Below are 15360 nucleotides of genomic sequence, written 5' to 3'. Positions count from 1 at the left end.
TAAGGTTCCAACAGTTCGCGCGCACGGGTTCATCCGTGCTTGCCCTTGCCTGGCAGACTCGATAGCATGGCAAGCATCAGACAAGGGGACAGGTATGCGAACATCTGCACTTCCCACGCCAGAACAAGTCGACCGCTGGCAAGCCACGCGTCAAAAGGCCTTCAAGGCTGTACCGGAGGGCGGGCGCACCATCACTTATCTTGGCAAGAAATTCCACGTCTATCCGAATACTTTCTGGCCCTTCCTCGATAGCCAGCCGCTGGTGCGCAATTTCCGCATTAAGCCGGGGGAGAGCGTACTCGATGTGGGCACCGGCTCGGGCGTGATTGCGATCTTCGCCTGCTACCAGGGCGCGTCGCGCGTGCTGGCGCTGGACGTCAATCCGGCTGCCATCCGAAGCGCGCGCCACAACCTGAAGGCGCACGGATTCGAGGGGGTGATGGAGGTGCGCCGTTCCGACCTGTTCGAGAATGTGGGCGATGAACAGTTCGACGTCATCACCGCCAACCTGCCGTTCCGCGACAAGCCGGCGCCCGACGTGGTGGCGCGCTCGCAGTGGGATACCGATTTCCGCACCAATACCCAGTTCTTCGAGCAGGCGGCGCGCTACCTGAAGCCGGGCGGGCGCATCTACTTCGCGCACTCGAATTTCGGCGCGGTGGACGAGGTGCGGCGGCTGGCGAAACAGGCCGGCTTCAGCATCCGGCTGATGGCGCGCAGCGCGGCCGAACGCGACCAGGAGCGCCAGTTCTTTGCTTTCCTGATCAAGCCGGTGGCAAGGCATGGACGGGCTGATTGACACCATCCGCCAGTTGCGGGCAGTGCCGCATGCGCCTTGGCGTGCGCAGGTAAGGCGTGTCGCCGTCATCCTCACCAGTTCGCGTTCCGGGTCGACGCTGTTCAAGGCGGTGCTGGCGCGCCATCCCGGCATCGCCAGCCTTGACGGCGAAGCGGAGCCCTTCCTTGCCTTGAGCGGCGACGGCTTCGGCTACGATCCAGCATGCACCAGCGATGCCATCGCACGCCTGCGCAATCCCGATGCGCTGGCCGACGAGATCTTCGACAGCCTGACCGTGCCCGAAGGCGGCATGGCGCCGTTGCCGGAGTTGAAAGCGCGCTGGCGCAAGCGCCTGCTGCTGCAGTTCCCTGCGCTGTTCGCGCAACCGCTGGCCTTTGCCCAGATGGAGCGTGCCCTCGACGAGGCGCTGCTGCCCAGCCAGGGCGCCGACGCGCCCGGCGAGCACGAATTGCAGCATGCCGTGCTGGGCGCCGTGTTCTGGCGCGAACCGTGGCGGCGCGATTACTACGACGGCGGTCGCGGACCGGGCGAACGGCGGCCATTCAACGAGGCCGCCAAGATCGAAGAGCCGCCCTTTGTTTCGCCCGCCATGCGTGCCCGGCATTTCACCGAAGATGATGCCGCCAGCAAGGTATTGCTGTTCAAGACCCCTTCCGACGCTTATCGCCACGGCTTCTATGAACAACTGTTCCCGCATGCGCAGGTGCGCTATGTGCACCTGGTCCGCAGCGTTGCCGCCTGCGTCAACGGCTTGATCGACGGCTGGCTGTCGCCGCTCGGCTTCCATGCGCACGACATGCAAAAGCACGGCGTGACGCTGGCCATCCACGGCTATTCGGAACAGTGCGAGGGCGGCCAGCGCTGGTGGAAATTCGACCTGCCGCCGAACTGGCGCAGTTTTATCAATGCGCCGCTGGAGGAGGTGTGCCTGAATCAGTGGCTGTCCTGCCACCGCCATATTGTCGATAGCGGCGTGGCGGCGCTGCCGGTGCGCTTCGAATCCTTCCTGTCCGACCCTGCGGGCGTGCTGGAGCGGACTTGCGAATGGCTTGGCCTGCCTCCGATGCCGCAGCCGCCCGAGCTGCCGGTGACGATGGCGACCGAAGCCCCCGCGCCCGGCCGCTGGCGCAAGCGCAGCAGCCAGTTGCTGCCTTTGGCGCGGCGCGCGGAAGTGGCCGACATGATGCACGCGCTGGGCTACGGCGCGGCGCCGGAGCAGTGGCAATGATCCGCCGCCTGCTGGTGCCTTACTTGATGGGCAAGCGGCGCGACGGCCTGCAGCGCGTGCAGTTGCTCGACTCGCAGCCCTGGGCCGTGCTGCAGTCGCCGCAATCGACGGCCACCGAACTGGTGGACAAGGATGAACAGATGCGCAGCATGGGCCGCGTGTATGCCGTGCTGGCCGAACAGGTCGCCGCGGCGGCCGCGGCCGGCGACCTGCCGGTCAGCATTTCCGGCGACTGCGTCTCGACCATGGGCGTGATGGCAGGCTTGCAGCGTGTCGGCCGCGAACCGCAACGCATGCTGTGGCTGGACGCGCACGGCGACTTCCACACCTGGGCCACCACGCACACCCAATACCTGGGCGGCATGCCGCTGGCCATGCTGGTCGGCCGCCAGGACCGGCGCCAGAACCGTCGCGACAGCATCACCGCGTTGCGCGAAGCGGTGGGCATGCGTCCCTACCCGGAAGAGCTGGTGCTGCTGTCCGATGCGCGCGACCTTGACCCTGGCGAAGACGTGGCATTGGAGCGATCGGCGATCGTGCGTTGCACCCTGGACCAGGTGCTGGGCAAGCTGTCGACGCACGAGACCCTCTACGTGCATTTCGATACCGACGTGCTGGACGAAGCCCAGCGCATGCCAGCGCTCAAATACCATGTACCGGCGGGACCGCGCGTGGAAGAGATGGCGGAGCTGTTCCGCAGCCTGCGCGACTACCCCTTGGTGGCCGTGTCGGTATCGGCCTGGCACGCGGAACTGGACGCGGGCGACCAGGCTGCCCGCATCTGCCTGGAGCTGCTGGACGAGCTGCTGCCCGGCGCGCGCAGCACGCCGCGCGAGCGCAACCCGGCCAGTACCAGCTCGACGCAATCGGCCAGGGGCGCGCGCGCGGTATCGAGCGACAGTTCGGGCGCCAGCGGCGCTTCGTAAGGGGCGGACACGCCGGTGAACTGTTTCACCTCTCCGGCTCGTGCGCGGCGGTACAGTCCTTTGACATCGCGCTGTTCGCAGACTTCCAGCGGGCATTTGCACCATGCTTCGATGAAGTCGTCTCCGGCCTGCATGGCGCGCACGCGGGCGCGGTCGGCGCGCAGCGGCGAAATGAAGGCCGCCAGCACGATGATGCCGGATTCGGCGAACAGGCGGGCGGTTTCGCCGGCTCGGCGCAGGTTCTCGCTGCGGTCTTCGGGAGAAAAGCCAAGGTCGGCGCACAAGCCCTGGCGCAGGCTGTCGCCATCCAGCAGCACGACCTGGCAGCCGGCATGGAACAGGCGCTGTTCGACGGCGCGGGCCAGTGTTGTCTTGCCGGCGCCGGACAGGCCGGTGAACCAGACTACCGCGCCGCGATGGCCATGCATTTCTTCGCGCTCGCGGCGCGATATGATCAAGGAGTCCATGATGCGACTATATACGCGATGCAGGAGGGCAGCATGCGCACCGTGCTGATCGTAGGTGCAGGCTTTTCCGGTGTAGCGTGCGCGATACAGATGCTGCGCCTCGCGGGACGCCAGCCTTTGCGCCTGCTGTTGTTGAACCGCAGCGGACGGCTGGCGCGCGGCATGGCATACGGGACGCAAAGCCAGCAGCATTTGCTCAACGTGGTGGCGGCAAAAATGAGCGTGCTGCCCGATGATCCGGAACACTTCCTGCGCTATGCGGCGCTGCGCGACAGCCGCGTGACCGGGAGTTCCTACGTCGCCCGCAGCGTGTACGGCGACTATCTGGAATGGGCACTGCGCCAGGCGCAAGACCAGGCGCCACGCCACGCCAGCCTCGATTGCATCAGCGGCAGCGTATACCGCTTGCAAACCGAAACTGGCGGCAGGCTGGAAGCGATGCTGGAAGACGGCCGCCGGATCGAGGCGGACCGGGTGGTGCTGGCCTTCGGCCACCTTCCAGCGCCACCGCCGGAAATGGCGCACGGCACGCTGGCCGACAGTGCGCATTACGTGCCGGATCCATGGCGCGCAGACCTGTTGTCCACCGTTGGCGTTCACGACCCGGTGCTGCTGCTGGGCAGCGGCCTGACGGCGGTCGATATCGCGCTGCAGCTCCTGCGCCGCAATCCCTCGCAGTGCGTGCATGCGCTGTCGCGCCATGGCCTGCTGCCGCAGCCCAGCAAGCCGCCTTGCGGCCACCTGGCAGGCAGCCCTCTGCTGCGCGACGAAGCGCCAACCGTTCGCGCGGCCTTGCATGCTTTCATGCGGCAGGTGGAACGCCTTGAAGCGGCGGGCCTGGACTGGCACGATGCGCTGGCAGCCTTGCGCCACCAGTCCGCGGGCATCTGGCAAGCCTGGCCCGCGGTCGAGCGGCGCCGCTTCCTGCGCCATGTGCGGCCGTATTGGGACGTGCACCGGCACCAGTTGCCGCCAATGGTGCAGCAGGAGTTGGCGGCGGCGCTGGAGCGCGGCGCGCTGCGCGTGTCGGCAGGACGCGTCATGGGCATCCGCGACGAGGCGGAACTGGCGGTCCTGGCGGTGCAGCCGCGCGGCAGCGAAGCAGTCGTCGAACTGCGCGCCGCCCGCATCATCAACTGTACCGGCAGCTGCGCCAGCCCGCGCCGCGCATCGATGCCTCTGGTGCGACAGCTCCTGGCCGATGGCCTGATGCAGGCCGACGCGCTGGGACTCGGCGTGGAAACCGGCGCCGGCTGCACCGTGCTTGGCGCAGACGGCAAACCGACGCCAGGCCTGTATTACATCGGCCCCTGGCTGCGGGCCGGCTACTGGGAGGCGACTGCGGTGCCTGAACTGCGTCAATTCGCCGCCACGATCGCCCGCGCCTGCATGTAAAATTGGCAATCCTCAACAGTGTTGGAGAACGACGATGCGCGCGGTTTTGCTGATTGCTGGTTTATTGCTGTCTGGCGCCGTGTTTGCGCAAGATGCACCGTCAGGCGATTCCGCCAAAACCGCCGCCAGCGAATGGCTGGCGCTGACCGATGCCGGCAGCTACGGTGCGAGCTGGGACAAGGCAGCCCCGGCATTCAAAGGCGCGATCAGCAAGCCGGGCTGGGAGCAGGCGCTGCGCAATGTGCGCATGCCCTTGGGAACAGTAAAGTCGCGCCGCCTGGCCAGTGCCCAGTTCACGCACAGCTTGCCGGGCGCCCCGGCAGGCGACTACTTCGTCCTGCAGTTCGCCACCCAATTCGAGAACAAGGCCAGCGCCGTGGAAACCGTGACCCCGATGAAAGGGCCGGACGGCAACTGGCGCGTCTCCGGTTACTTTATAAAATAAATGGGGACGTACCCCTTTTAAAGGGTACGTCTCAGTGAAGCAGGGCGGAGGTAAGGGATTTCACTTCTTCCGCCGACTCTTCCATGATGCTGGCCAGCGTGCCGTCGCCGACGGCGAAGTCGATGGTGCTGGCGGCTGCCACCGAGGTTGCACCCGGGCGGGCGTGCAGCGGCGAGGCGATCGGGGACAAGTCGTTGGCCAACAGCAGCGTGTCGCCCAGGTTTTCGGGTGGCAGGGCGCGCATGCCTTCCCACATGGCTTCCACGGCCTTCATCACGTTCTCGGGAATCATCAGCTTTTGCAGGACGCCGCGGCCGATCGGCACTTCGCCGTAGGTGGTCCATTCTTCCGGATCGCCTTCCATCGCTTCCGGATAGGCTTCGGCTTGCGACAGCATGTAGAAGCCGCCCACCTCGTGCACGATGCCGGCAAACATGGCGGTATCGGGATCGACGTGGGACACGCGCCGCGCAATCACCTGCGCCAGCGCCGCCACGTGGGCGGTGTGCTCCCACAGCTGGTTGGCCTTGGCCTTGAGCAGGGGATTGCGGATCTTGGTGCCGAGCTGGCGCACGATCACCGAGGTCACCAGCGACTGCAGGGTGCGCACCCCAAGGCGCTGCACAGCCGTCTTCACGCTGGAAATCTCCATGCCGGAGCGGTTGTAGGCCACCGAGTTGGCAATGGCCACCGTGCGGGCCGCCAGCAGCGGGTCGGCCTGCACCAGCTTGGCTGCCAGGTCGATATGGCAATTGTCATCGTTCAGCGCGCGCTGAAGCTTGATCGACGCGTCGATATTGGTGGGGAATGTAAGCTCACCGCGGCCGGCTTGGGCTGCAATTGCTTTGAAGGCTTCCAGTCTGTCCATGCGAAAATTATATGCAGAAATTGCCCTTTGGAACTAGGACAGGGTGGTTATTTTGATGAAAAAACTGGCTATACGCCCAGCTTAGCCTTCGCCGAAGATGGCGTCGCACCCTTCCACGGTGCCTTCGACATCCCCCAGTTCGTCGACCAGTTCCAGGTCTTCGAGTTCTTCCACTGCATTGGTAAAGCTGTTGTGCTTGGTGGCGCCGATCAGGCGGTAGATCTCGCCGTCTTCATTGCGGATGCCAATCAGCAGTTTTTCCTTGCGCACCAGGTCGGCACTGGTGTTTTCCAGCAGCAGGTTGCCGGTGATTTGCTTGTCGAATTTGGCTGGCTTGATGCCGTCCAGCAGGGTGGTCTTTAACATTCTTCTCGTTCTTTATAGTGGTGTACCGGCACTGATTGTGGCCTTCAGCCCGGCCAGGGTGCGTTCCAGGGCTTCATAATCGGCGTCGCTATAGTCCGAAAACAACTGTACGCCTTTAGCGACGATAACAGGAAACACTTCGGCAAAGAGCTGCTCGCCCGCCGGGGTCAGGCGCACGAAAAAGGAGCGCTTGTCGTCGGCATTGCGTTCCCGTTCCACCAGGCCCTTCTGTTCCAGGCGTTCGATGACGCCGGTCAGGGTGCCCTTGGTGATCAGGGTGCGTTCGCCCAGCTCCTTGTAGCTCATGCCTGGGGTGTTGCCCAGTGTGGCAATGATATCGAATTGCGCGTGGGTGAGGCCAAGTTGGCGAACGTGTTCGCCGGACCACCTCTCAAACCCTTGCATGCACTCGGCCAGCAGCCGGATGCTTTTCAAATATCGTTCGCCCATGACACCGGATTATAGCGCCCGCCAGCCTCGGCCTCCATCGGTTACTATATGCAAACTCATAACAAGATGTACTAAACGCCATGCCCCTGCACGCACGCGGTATCCTTGCCCTGCTGGTGGTGACCATTGTCTGGGGCACCACCTTCCCGGCCATGAAGGATATGACCGACAACCTGTCGGCCAACTGGATCGTGTTGTCGCGCTTCGCGATTGCCGGTGTGCTGTTGTCTCCCTTCCTGCTGCGCGCCAAATGGCGTGACCTGCACTATGGCTTCCTGGCCGGCGTGCTGCTGTTCTTCTGTTACCTGACCCAGGTCGAAGGCCTGAGCCTGACTTCTTCCAACCGTAACGCCTTCATCTGCGGCCTGAACGTGCTGGTGGTGCCGCTGCTGGGTATTGCCATGGGCAAGTGGCCGGACAAGCGCATCGTGCTGGCCCTGGTCCTGGCGGTGGGCGGCCTGTTCGCCCTCTGCTGGGAGGGCAGCTTCAGCTGGAGCCGCGGCGACTCGCTGGCACTGGCGGCGGCCTTCCTGTTCGGCCTCTACATCAAGGTCATGGAGCAATTCTCGCGCAAGGTGGACCGCCTGATGACGCTCACCGTGGCCCAGATCTGGACCGTGGCCCTGTTTGCCGGGCTGTGGATACTGCTGCGTGAAGTGCCGCGCGGGGTGATCGACGTGCCGCATGATGCGCAGGACTACTACACCTACATCTGGCAAGGCCTGGCGACCTATAAATGGAACCTGGCCTATCTTGGCGTGATCGCCACGGCGGCCATCATTTCCCTGCAAACGTGGGGGCAGAGCCACGCCACCGCCAACGAGGCAGCAGTGATCTATGCCTTCGAACCCGCCAGCGCTGCCATCTTCGGCTACTTCTGGCTGAGCGAGACGATGGGCGTGATGCAGCTGCTGGGGGCGGTACTGTTGATCTCCGGTATGATTGTCAGCCAATGGAATACCCCTGAGCGCCCGGCGTCGGCGCTTGTCCCTGAATAGAAGATGTCATTTGCCCAACTTAGTCGCCTGACCCGGGAGCAGCCGCTGCGCATGCTGCTGGTGAATGCAGGCGAACCGGACAGCCTGGCCTGGTCCGGATTGGCGCAGCCCTTGCGGCTGGCCCAGCGCCTTCTGAAGGGCGGCTTCCAGCTCGACGTGATGACGCCGTCCCAGCTGGCCGCTGCATCCGGCCTGGCCGGCGACTGGCAACTGGCCCTGCTGGTCGCGGACGAGGGGGCGGCTCGCCCGGCCGATGCCGAACTGCGCGCGGTGATCGAGTGTTGCCGCGAGGCGGAATATTGGGGCGGGGTCGGCGCCGGCGTGTTGTGGCTGGCCCAGACTGGAGCGGCGGGCGGCGCACGCATCGCCCTGCCATGGGCGCTATATGCGGAAACCGAGGATGTCACCGAGCGCGCCATACTTACACCGAACTTGTTCGAGATCGATGGGCGGCTGATTTCCTGCTGCGGCGGGGCGGCTTCGCTCGACTTTTCCCTGACCCTGATCGAGGCGCTGTTCGGCGCCAATGTGCAGGCCGAGATCAAGGAAGCCTTATGCATCGACCGCGTGCGTTCGTCGGAAGAGCGGCAGCGGGTGGCCCTGCAGGCGCGTTTCGGGGCCCTGCAGCCCAAGCTGTCGGAGGCGGTGACCCTGATGGAGGCGAATATCGAAGAGCCGCTGTCGACAGACGATATCGCCGGTCTGGTGGGCTTGTCGCGGCGCCAGCTTGAGCGTTTGTTCAAGCAGTACCTGGGCTCGCTGCCCTCGCGCTACTACTTGGAGCTGCGCCTGCAACGGGCACGGCAATTACTTTTAGAAACAAATCATTCCATAGTGCAGGTCGGCCTGATGTGCGGATTCTCGTCGGGGTCGCACTTTTCGACCGCTTTTGGCACCTTATTTGGCAACACGCCACGCGAAGAGCGACAGCGCAAATTGCAAGGTTAAAGTCGGGGTCAGGTCTGGCAATCCGCCACTTTTTCCGCATTGCGGAAAAAGTGGCGGATTGCCAGACCTGACCCCGACTTTCAAGCTGCTTGGACAATTTTGAAAATCCTTGTCGCAGATTCAAAAGAGTTTTAGCATCCCCGCTTTTACAATGCAGTACACCTTACCATTGATGGGGATTTGCCATGAACGCCAAGCTTGACTCGACTGTTACCACCCGCCCTGTAACCCGCGCCACTTTTGACGAGGTAATCGTCCCGACTTACGCACCTGCCCAGATGGTGCCAGTGCGAGCAGCGGGCCTGGACCTGTGGGACCAGAACGGCAAGCATTACCTGGACTTCACCTCCGGCATCGCCGTCGCCTCCCTGGGCCACTGCAACCCGGTCGTGGTGGAAGCCCTGACCCGCCAAGCCAACACCCTGTGGCACCTGGGCAATGGCTACACCAATGAGCCGGTCCTGCGCCTGGCCCTGGCCCTGACCGAAGCCACCTTCGCCGACCGCGCCTTCTTCTGCAACTCCGGCGCCGAAGCCAACGAAGCGGCCCTGAAGCTGGCCCGTAAAGTTGCCCACGCCAAGTTCGGCGACAAGAAGCCGCGCATCGTGTCCTGCCTGAACTCCTTCCACGGCCGTACCCTGTTTACCGTGTCCGTCGGCGGCCAGGCCAAGTACACCGAAGGTTTCGAGCCGCTGCCGCCATCGATCGACCACATCCCTTACAACGATATCGAAGCGGCCAAGGCTGCCATCGGCGACGACGTGTGCGCCGTGATCGTTGAGCCGGTGCAGGGCGAGGGCGGCGTGATGCCGGGCAATCCAGAATACCTGAAGACCCTGCGCGAGCTGTGCGACAAGCACAACGCCGTGCTGATCTTCGACGAAGTGCAGTGCGGCATGGGCCGTACCGGTTCCCTGTTCGCTTACCAGGGCTACGGCGTTACCCCGGACATCCTGACCTCGGCCAAGGCGCTGGGCAACGGCTACCCGATCGGCGCCATGCTGACCACCGACGAACTGGCCAAGCACCTGGCAGTGGGCACCCACGGCACTACCTACGGCGGCAACCCGCTGGCTGCCACCGTGGCGCTGACCGTGCTGGAAACCATCAACCAGCCAGCCTTCCTGGCCCGCGTGAAAGAGGCTTCCGAGAAGCTGATCGGCAAGCTGGAAGGCCTGGTGCGCGATTTCCCTCAGGTGTTCTCCGCCGTGCGCGGCGCCGGGCTGCTGCTGGGCCTGGTTGTGGCCGAGCCGTTCAAGGGCCGTTCCAAGGATATCCAGCGTGCTGCTGAAGCACAGGGCCTGATGATCCTGATCGCCGGTACCGACGTGGTGCGTCTGGCCCCGGCGCTGGTGGTGTCGGATGCGCAGATCGATGAGGCAGATCGCATTATTCGCCTGGCGGTTGCTGAGCTGACCAAGGCCTGAAACCGGTAACCCGGTGTCTGACCCGCAGGGTCAGACACCCATAGTGTCAGACCCCGTGGGTCTGACACAGGTTTACCGGTTTTGCTGTTTTAGAGAAGAATAAAAGAGGAGCACCCATGTACGTAGTCCGTCCGGTAGAAACCGCCGACATCGCCGCCCTCGAATCACTGGCCGCGGTCAGCATGCCGGGTGTCCATACCCTGCCGAAGACGCGTGAAAAGATCGAGCAGGCAGTCGAGCGTTCCATCGCTTCCTTCTCCGCCCACGTCGACATCCCGAGCGAAGAGTCCTACATGTTCGTGATGGAGTCGCTGGCCGACAGGAAGATCGTCGGCACCGCCGCCATCCACGCCTCCGCAGGCTCGAACGGCACCTACTTCTCCTTCCGCAACGACGTTATCCAGCAAGTCTCGCGCGACCTGAACATCAGCCACAGCGTGCACGCCTTGACGCTGTGCTCCGAGCTGACCGCCTACTCGCAGCTGTCCGGCTTTTACGTCGACGCCAGCGTGGCGCAGCGTCCGGAAGCGGCCCTGCTGTCGCGTTCCCGCCTGCTGTACGCAGTGCAGGCGCCGCACCGTTTCGGCGACCGCTTTTTCGTGCCGCTGGCCGGCCTGACCGATGAAAACGGCGGCTCGCCATTCTGGGATGCGCTGGGCCGCAAGTTCTTCAAAATGGACTTCCTGGATGCCGAACGCGTGATCGGTGGCGCCCGCAACCGCACCCTGATCGTGGAGCTGATGCCGCACTACCCGGTCTACGTGCCGCTGCTGCCGGGCGATGCGCAAGCCGTGATGGGCCAGATCCATCCGAGCGGCGAACTGGCGTTCAATTTGCTGACTTCCGAAGGTTTCGAAGCCGACGAGTACATCGACATCTTTGACGGTGGTCCGATCCTGCAGGCGCACAAGCATGCGCTGCGTACCTTCACCACCTCGCTGCCGCGCCGCGTGGCCAGCGCCGAAGGCACGCAAGCCAGCGACGCGGTGGCGGCTTACGCCGTGTCCACCGGCCCTGACCAGCGCTTCCGCGCGGTGACCATCAACTGCGCACCGCTGGAGAATACCGATACCGTCTGCCTGTCGAAGAACGCCCAGGACATCTTGCGCGTGGAAGAGGGCGACACCGTGACCTGCGTCCGCATTTAATAACGAGAAAACCTATGCTAGTTGTACGCGCAATTAAAGCGAGTGACCTGGACGGATTGTTCAACCTGGCCAGCCAGGTGGGCACCGGCATGACCACCCTCAAGCCGGACATGAAGATGATGGGCGACCGCGTCGCCGTGGCGGTGGCGTCCTTCGCCGAAACCATCCCGCCGGAAGAACGCGACTACATGTTCGTAATGGAAGACACCGATACCGGCCGCCTGGCCGGCGTGTGCGCCATCAAGGGCGCGGTCGGCCTGACCGAGCCTTTCTACAACTACCGCATTGGCACCCTGGTGCACTCCAGCCGCGAGCTGAACGTGTTCACCCGCATGGACACGCTGTACCTGTCGAACGACCTGACCGGCTGCTCCGAGCTGTGCTCCCTGTTCCTGCACCCGGACTACCGCCAGGGCAATAACGGCAAGCTGCTGTCGAAGAGCCGTTTCCTGTTCATCGCCCAGTTCCCGCACCTGTTCGAGCAGAAGATTATCGCCGAGATGCGCGGCTACCAGGCGGAAGACGGCAGCTCGCCTTTCTACGAAGGCCTGGGCCGCTACTTCTTCAAGATGGACTTCCACCATGTGGACGACCTGACCGCGCTGGGCAAGAAGTCCTTCATCGCCGAGCTGATGCCGCGCCAGCCGCTGTACGTCGACTACCTGCCGAAAGATGCGCAGGAAGCGATCGGCAAGGTGCACCAGGCTACCGCGCCGGCGCGCCGCCTGCTGGAGCAGGAAGGCCTGCACTACGAAGGCTATGTCGACATCTTCGACGCCGGCCCGGTGCTGCAAGCTCGCGTCTCCGAACTGCGCGCGATGCGCGACAGCGAACTGGCATCCGTCACGCGCGATACCGATACCGCGCATGCCTGCGCGCTGCACACCACCGAACCCTACCTGGTGTCGAACACCGTCATGCAGGACTTCCGCATGATCCTGACCGACGCCAATCCATCCGACGGCGGCATTGACCTGTCGTCCGAAGAACAAGCGCTGCTGCATTGCCATGCCGGCGACACCGTGCGCACCCTGTCTCTCAACGTGAGGAAGAACCAGAATGTCTGAACTGAGCAATTTCATCAACGGCCAATGGAAAGCTGGCCACGGCGAGACCATCGTGACCACCAACCCGGCCACCGGCAAGCATATCTACTCGTCGAACGAGTCGACTGCCGATGACGTGGCGGAAGCTGCGCATGCTGCGCGCGCCGCCTTTGAAGCCTGGGCCTACCGCCCGCTGGAAGAGCGCATCGCCATCGTCACCAAATTCCGCGACCTGCTGAAGGAAAACGCGGAAGACCTGGCGCAGACCATTTCCGAAGAAGTCGGCAAGCCGCTGTGGGAAGCGCGCACCGAAGTGACCACCATGGCCAACAAGGTGGACATCTCGATCACTTCCTACGGCAACCGCACCGGCGAATCGCGCAACAAGGTTGCCGATGGCGAAGCTGTGCTGCGCCACCGTCCGCACGGCGTGTTCGGCGTGTTCGGTCCTTACAACTTCCCGGGCCACCTGCCGAACGGCCACATCGTGCCTGCGCTGATCGCCGGTAACACCGTGGTGTTCAAGCCGAGCGAGTACGCACCGCGCACCGCCATCAAGACCGTCGCGCTGTGGGAAAAGGCCGGCGTGCCTGCGGGCGTGATCAACCTGGTCAACGGCGGCCGTGAAACCGGCATCGCGCTGGGCCAGAATGCGGAGATCGACGGCGTGCTGTTCACCGGCTCCAGCCAGACCGGCGCGGCGCTGCACAAGCAGTTCGGCGGCCAGCCGGGCAAGCTGCTGGCGCTGGAGATGGGCGGCAACAATCCTCTGATCGTTTGGAACCCGACGGACATCGATGCTGCCGTATTCATGGCGATTTCGTCTTCCTTCATCTCCGCCGGCCAGCGCTGCACCTGCGCGCGCCGCGTGATCGTGCAGAAGGGCGAGCAGGGCGATGCCTTCGTCAAGCGTTTCGTGGAGGTGGCGTCCAAGCTGGGCGTAGGCGCTCCGGCTGCCGAACCGGCGCCGTTCATGGGGCCTGTGGTTTCCGCCGCCGTGGCCGAAAAACTGGTGCAGGCGCAGGCCGACATGGTGGCCAAGGGCGGCAAGATGCTGCTGGAAATGCGCCAGCTGGAACCGGGCACCGGCTTTGTTTCCGCCGGCATCGTGGACACCACCGACGCGCAAGGCATTCCTGACGAAGAATGGTTCGGTCCACTGGCCCAGATCATCCGCGTCGACGATTTCGACGCCGCTATCCGGGCCGCCAACAATACCGGCTACGGCCTGGCGGCAGCCCTGCTGTCGACCGACGAATCGCTGTGGCAGAAGTTCCAGGTTCGCGCCCGCGCCGGCATCGTTAACTGGAACCGCCCGACCACCGGTGCGGCCAGCTCGGCGCCGTTCGGCGGCGTCGGCAAGTCCGGCAACCATCGTCCCAGCGCATACTATGCGGCGGACTATTGCGCCTACCCGGTCGCTTCGATCGAGAACGGCGCCCTTGAAATGCCTGCCAAGCTGTCGCCTGGCATGAACTTCTGAGGATGGCCATGCCTACTGCACGCGAATACAACTTCGACGGCCTGGTTGGCCCGTCGCATAACTACGCCGGCCTGTCGTTCGGTAACGTCGCCTCGTTCAACAACGTCAAGAGCGCGTCCAATCCGAAGCAGGCCGCCCTGCAGGGCCTGGCCAAAATGCGCGAGCTGGCCAAGCGCGGTTTCGCGCAGGCGCTGCTGCCGCCGCAGGACCGTCCGAATTTCCGCCTGCTGCGCAGCCTGGGCTACGCCGGCACCGATGCCGAAGTGATCGCACAGGCGTACAACGACTCGCCGGTGGTGCTGGCGTGCGCCTACTCGGCTTCGCCGATGTGGACTGCCAATGCCGCCACCGTCAGCCCGTCGGCCGACACGCGCGATGGCCGTGTGCACTTCACCGCTGCAAACCTGAACAACAAGCTGCACCGCGCGTTCGAGCACGTGCAGTCGGCTCGCGCCCTGCGCGCCATCTTCAAGGACGAGCGCTTCTTCGCCGTGCACGACGCACTGCCTGGTACTCCGGCCGTCGGTGATGAAGGCGCGGCCAACCATACCCGCCTGTGCGACCAGCATGGCAATCCGGCCGTCGAACTGTTCGTATATGGCCGCGTGGAGTTCGACCCGAGCGCGCCGGCGCCGAAGAAGTTCCCGGCCCGCCATACGCTGGAAGCATCGAAGGCCGTGGCCCGCCTGCACGGCCTCGATCCGGCGCGCTGCGTGTTCGTGCAGCAGAATCCTGACGTGATCGACCAGGGTGTGTTCCACAACGACGTGATCGCCGTGGGTAATGGCAATGTGCTGTTCTACCATGAGCAGGCTTTCGCAGACGAGCAGGGCGCGCTGGCTTCGATCCGCGCCGCCATGCAGGGCGTGGGCGCCGAGCTGGTGGCGATCCGCGTACCGACGGCCGAGGTGTCGGTGGCCGACGCGGTTTCTTCCTATCTGTTCAACACGCAGCTGCTGTCCAAGCCTGACGGCAAGATGGCCTTGGTCACGCCGCATGAGTGCCAGGAAATCCCGGCCGTGGCGGCCTTCCTGGAAAAGCTGGTCGCTTCCGGCGGCCCGGTCGATGAGCTGATCCACTTCGACCTGCGCCAGTCGATGCGCAACGGCGGTGGGCCGGCTTGCCTGCGCCTGCGCGTGGCGTTGACCGAGGCAGAGGCAGCGGCCATGCACCAGGGTGTGGTGATGACCGAAACGCTGTACCATAGCCTGGTCGCGTGGGTAGAGAAGCACTACCGCGACCATCTGGAACCGAAAGATTTGGCAGATCCGCAATTGGCTGTAGAAGTGCACACCGCATTGAAAGAGCTGGAACAGATCCTGGGCTTACCCGGCCTGTACGATCTGTAAAAACCGGTAAACCAGTG

At 64.1% G+C, this 15360-nt stretch carries 15 protein-coding genes and 1 pseudogene; 12 read left to right on the top strand and 4 right to left on the bottom strand.

All coding sequences use genetic code 11. The features are described from left to right. The first annotated feature begins 94 nt into the window (after positions 1-94). Genes ACN9MY_RS30305 through ACN9MY_RS30295 form a run of 3 tightly spaced genes read left to right on the top strand, consistent with a single transcriptional unit; the run spans position 95 to position 2953 of the window. Complete coding sequence (locus ACN9MY_RS30305) at positions 95-799, top strand: methyltransferase (protein ID WP_426336591.1); 705 nt, start codon at positions 95-97, stop codon at positions 797-799. After that, positions 783-2027, top strand: a complete 1245-nt coding sequence (locus tag ACN9MY_RS30300) for a hypothetical protein (protein WP_426336590.1) — start codon at positions 783-785, stop codon at positions 2025-2027. The genes ACN9MY_RS30305 and ACN9MY_RS30300 overlap by 17 nt, the downstream gene beginning before the upstream one ends. After that, entirely contained in the window at positions 2024-2953 is a 930-nt protein-coding gene (locus tag ACN9MY_RS30295) for an arginase family protein (RefSeq protein WP_426336589.1), read from the top strand. Before ACN9MY_RS30300 ends, ACN9MY_RS30295 begins: the two co-directional genes overlap by 4 nt. Here the strand turns inward: ACN9MY_RS30295 and cysC are convergent. Then, a pseudogene (gene cysC / locus ACN9MY_RS30290) lies at positions 2905-3381 on the bottom strand (adenylyl-sulfate kinase); the annotation flags it as partial. The gene ACN9MY_RS30295 and the pseudogene cysC sit on opposite strands and share 49 nt — an antisense overlap. Before the next feature lie 72 nt (positions 3382-3453). Between cysC and ACN9MY_RS30285 the strand changes: the two are divergent. Together ACN9MY_RS30285 and ACN9MY_RS30280 are read left to right on the top strand one after the other, a co-directional pair. After that, on the top strand, positions 3454-4815 hold the full coding sequence (locus ACN9MY_RS30285; RefSeq protein ID WP_426336588.1) for an FAD/NAD(P)-binding protein: 1362 nt from the start codon (positions 3454-3456) through the stop codon (positions 4813-4815). 34 nt (positions 4816-4849) lie between these two features. Next, the gene (locus tag ACN9MY_RS30280; RefSeq protein ID WP_426165928.1) at positions 4850-5260 is read left to right on the top strand and encodes a DUF4019 domain-containing protein; all 411 of its coding nucleotides are present in this window, start codon (positions 4850-4852) and stop codon (positions 5258-5260) included. Between the two features lie 31 nt (positions 5261-5291). On the opposite strand, the gene ACN9MY_RS30275 is transcribed toward ACN9MY_RS30280, so the two are convergent. From ACN9MY_RS30275 to ACN9MY_RS30265, 3 genes are all read right to left on the bottom strand, one after another. Further along, positions 5292-6128 (bottom strand): HDOD domain-containing protein, encoded by an 837-nt coding sequence (locus tag ACN9MY_RS30275; protein WP_426165925.1) that lies wholly within the window; start codon positions 6126-6128, stop codon positions 5292-5294. A gap of 81 nt (positions 6129-6209) precedes the next feature. Further along, on the bottom strand, positions 6210-6494 hold the full coding sequence (locus tag ACN9MY_RS30270) for a hypothetical protein (RefSeq protein ID WP_130309964.1): 285 nt from the start codon (positions 6492-6494) through the stop codon (positions 6210-6212). Between the two features lie 12 nt (positions 6495-6506). Next, positions 6507-6944, bottom strand: a complete 438-nt coding sequence (locus ACN9MY_RS30265) for a MarR family winged helix-turn-helix transcriptional regulator (protein ID WP_426336587.1) — start codon at positions 6942-6944, stop codon at positions 6507-6509. A gap of 80 nt (positions 6945-7024) precedes the next feature. Here ACN9MY_RS30265 and ACN9MY_RS30260 point away from each other — a divergent pair, with 80 nt between their 5' ends. From ACN9MY_RS30260 to astB, 7 genes are all read left to right on the top strand, one after another. Next, entirely contained in the window at positions 7025-7942 is a 918-nt protein-coding gene (locus ACN9MY_RS30260; protein WP_426336586.1) for a DMT family transporter, read from the top strand. 3 nt (positions 7943-7945) lie between these two features. Continuing rightward, positions 7946-8890 (top strand): GlxA family transcriptional regulator, encoded by a 945-nt coding sequence (locus tag ACN9MY_RS30255; protein WP_426165916.1) that lies wholly within the window; start codon positions 7946-7948, stop codon positions 8888-8890. Between the two features lie 185 nt (positions 8891-9075). Beyond that, positions 9076-10317 (top strand): acetylornithine/succinyldiaminopimelate transaminase, encoded by a 1242-nt coding sequence (locus ACN9MY_RS30250; RefSeq protein ID WP_426165914.1) that lies wholly within the window; start codon positions 9076-9078, stop codon positions 10315-10317. 116 nt (positions 10318-10433) lie between these two features. After that, positions 10434-11465, top strand: a complete 1032-nt coding sequence (locus ACN9MY_RS30245; RefSeq protein WP_426336585.1) for an arginine N-succinyltransferase — start codon at positions 10434-10436, stop codon at positions 11463-11465. Between the two features lie 14 nt (positions 11466-11479). Further along, positions 11480-12532, top strand: a complete 1053-nt coding sequence (astA, locus tag ACN9MY_RS30240; protein WP_426165910.1) for an arginine N-succinyltransferase — start codon at positions 11480-11482, stop codon at positions 12530-12532. Beyond that, positions 12525-13994: a succinylglutamate-semialdehyde dehydrogenase gene (gene astD, locus ACN9MY_RS30235; RefSeq protein WP_426336584.1), complete on the top strand. Its 1470-nt coding sequence runs from the start codon at positions 12525-12527 to the stop codon at positions 13992-13994. The genes astA and astD overlap by 8 nt, the downstream gene beginning before the upstream one ends. 8 nt (positions 13995-14002) lie before the next feature. After that, positions 14003-15343 carry an N-succinylarginine dihydrolase gene (gene astB / locus ACN9MY_RS30230; protein ID WP_426336583.1) on the top strand — a complete coding sequence of 447 codons (1341 nt, stop codon included), beginning with the start codon at positions 14003-14005 and terminating at the stop codon, positions 15341-15343. The last annotated feature ends 17 nt before the right edge of the window (positions 15344-15360 follow it).

The sequence above is a fragment of the Pseudoduganella sp. R-31 genome, from assembly GCF_049913235.1.
GTDB lineage: Bacteria > Pseudomonadota > Gammaproteobacteria > Burkholderiales > Burkholderiaceae_D > Rugamonas.
Note: the sequence above shows the minus strand (reverse complement) of the source record. Positions and strands in the feature narration are given on the sequence as shown.

What these genes read in the sequence shown, in the direction of transcription:
- astA (WP_426165910.1), top strand. Translation starts at nt 11,480, where the DNA reads ATGCTAGTTGTACGCGCAATTAAAGCGAGTGACCTGGACGGATTGTTC.
- ACN9MY_RS30265 (WP_426336587.1), bottom strand. Translation starts at nt 6,944, where the DNA reads ATGGGCGAACGATATTTGAAAAGCATCCGGCTGCTGGCCGAGTGCATG.
- ACN9MY_RS30305 (WP_426336591.1), top strand. Translation starts at nt 95, where the DNA reads ATGCGAACATCTGCACTTCCCACGCCAGAACAAGTCGACCGCTGGCAA.
- ACN9MY_RS30260 (WP_426336586.1), top strand. Translation starts at nt 7,025, where the DNA reads ATGCCCCTGCACGCACGCGGTATCCTTGCCCTGCTGGTGGTGACCATT.
- ACN9MY_RS30280 (WP_426165928.1), top strand. Translation starts at nt 4,850, where the DNA reads ATGCGCGCGGTTTTGCTGATTGCTGGTTTATTGCTGTCTGGCGCCGTG.
- ACN9MY_RS30300 (WP_426336590.1), top strand. Translation starts at nt 783, where the DNA reads ATGGACGGGCTGATTGACACCATCCGCCAGTTGCGGGCAGTGCCGCAT.
- ACN9MY_RS30275 (WP_426165925.1), bottom strand. Translation starts at nt 6,128, where the DNA reads ATGGACAGACTGGAAGCCTTCAAAGCAATTGCAGCCCAAGCCGGCCGC.
- ACN9MY_RS30295 (WP_426336589.1), top strand. Translation starts at nt 2,024, where the DNA reads ATGATCCGCCGCCTGCTGGTGCCTTACTTGATGGGCAAGCGGCGCGAC.
- astD (WP_426336584.1), top strand. Translation starts at nt 12,525, where the DNA reads ATGTCTGAACTGAGCAATTTCATCAACGGCCAATGGAAAGCTGGCCAC.
- ACN9MY_RS30245 (WP_426336585.1), top strand. Translation starts at nt 10,434, where the DNA reads ATGTACGTAGTCCGTCCGGTAGAAACCGCCGACATCGCCGCCCTCGAA.
- ACN9MY_RS30250 (WP_426165914.1), top strand. Translation starts at nt 9,076, where the DNA reads ATGAACGCCAAGCTTGACTCGACTGTTACCACCCGCCCTGTAACCCGC.
- ACN9MY_RS30255 (WP_426165916.1), top strand. Translation starts at nt 7,946, where the DNA reads ATGTCATTTGCCCAACTTAGTCGCCTGACCCGGGAGCAGCCGCTGCGC.
- astB (WP_426336583.1), top strand. Translation starts at nt 14,003, where the DNA reads ATGCCTACTGCACGCGAATACAACTTCGACGGCCTGGTTGGCCCGTCG.
- ACN9MY_RS30285 (WP_426336588.1), top strand. Translation starts at nt 3,454, where the DNA reads ATGCGCACCGTGCTGATCGTAGGTGCAGGCTTTTCCGGTGTAGCGTGC.
- ACN9MY_RS30270 (WP_130309964.1), bottom strand. Translation starts at nt 6,494, where the DNA reads ATGTTAAAGACCACCCTGCTGGACGGCATCAAGCCAGCCAAATTCGAC.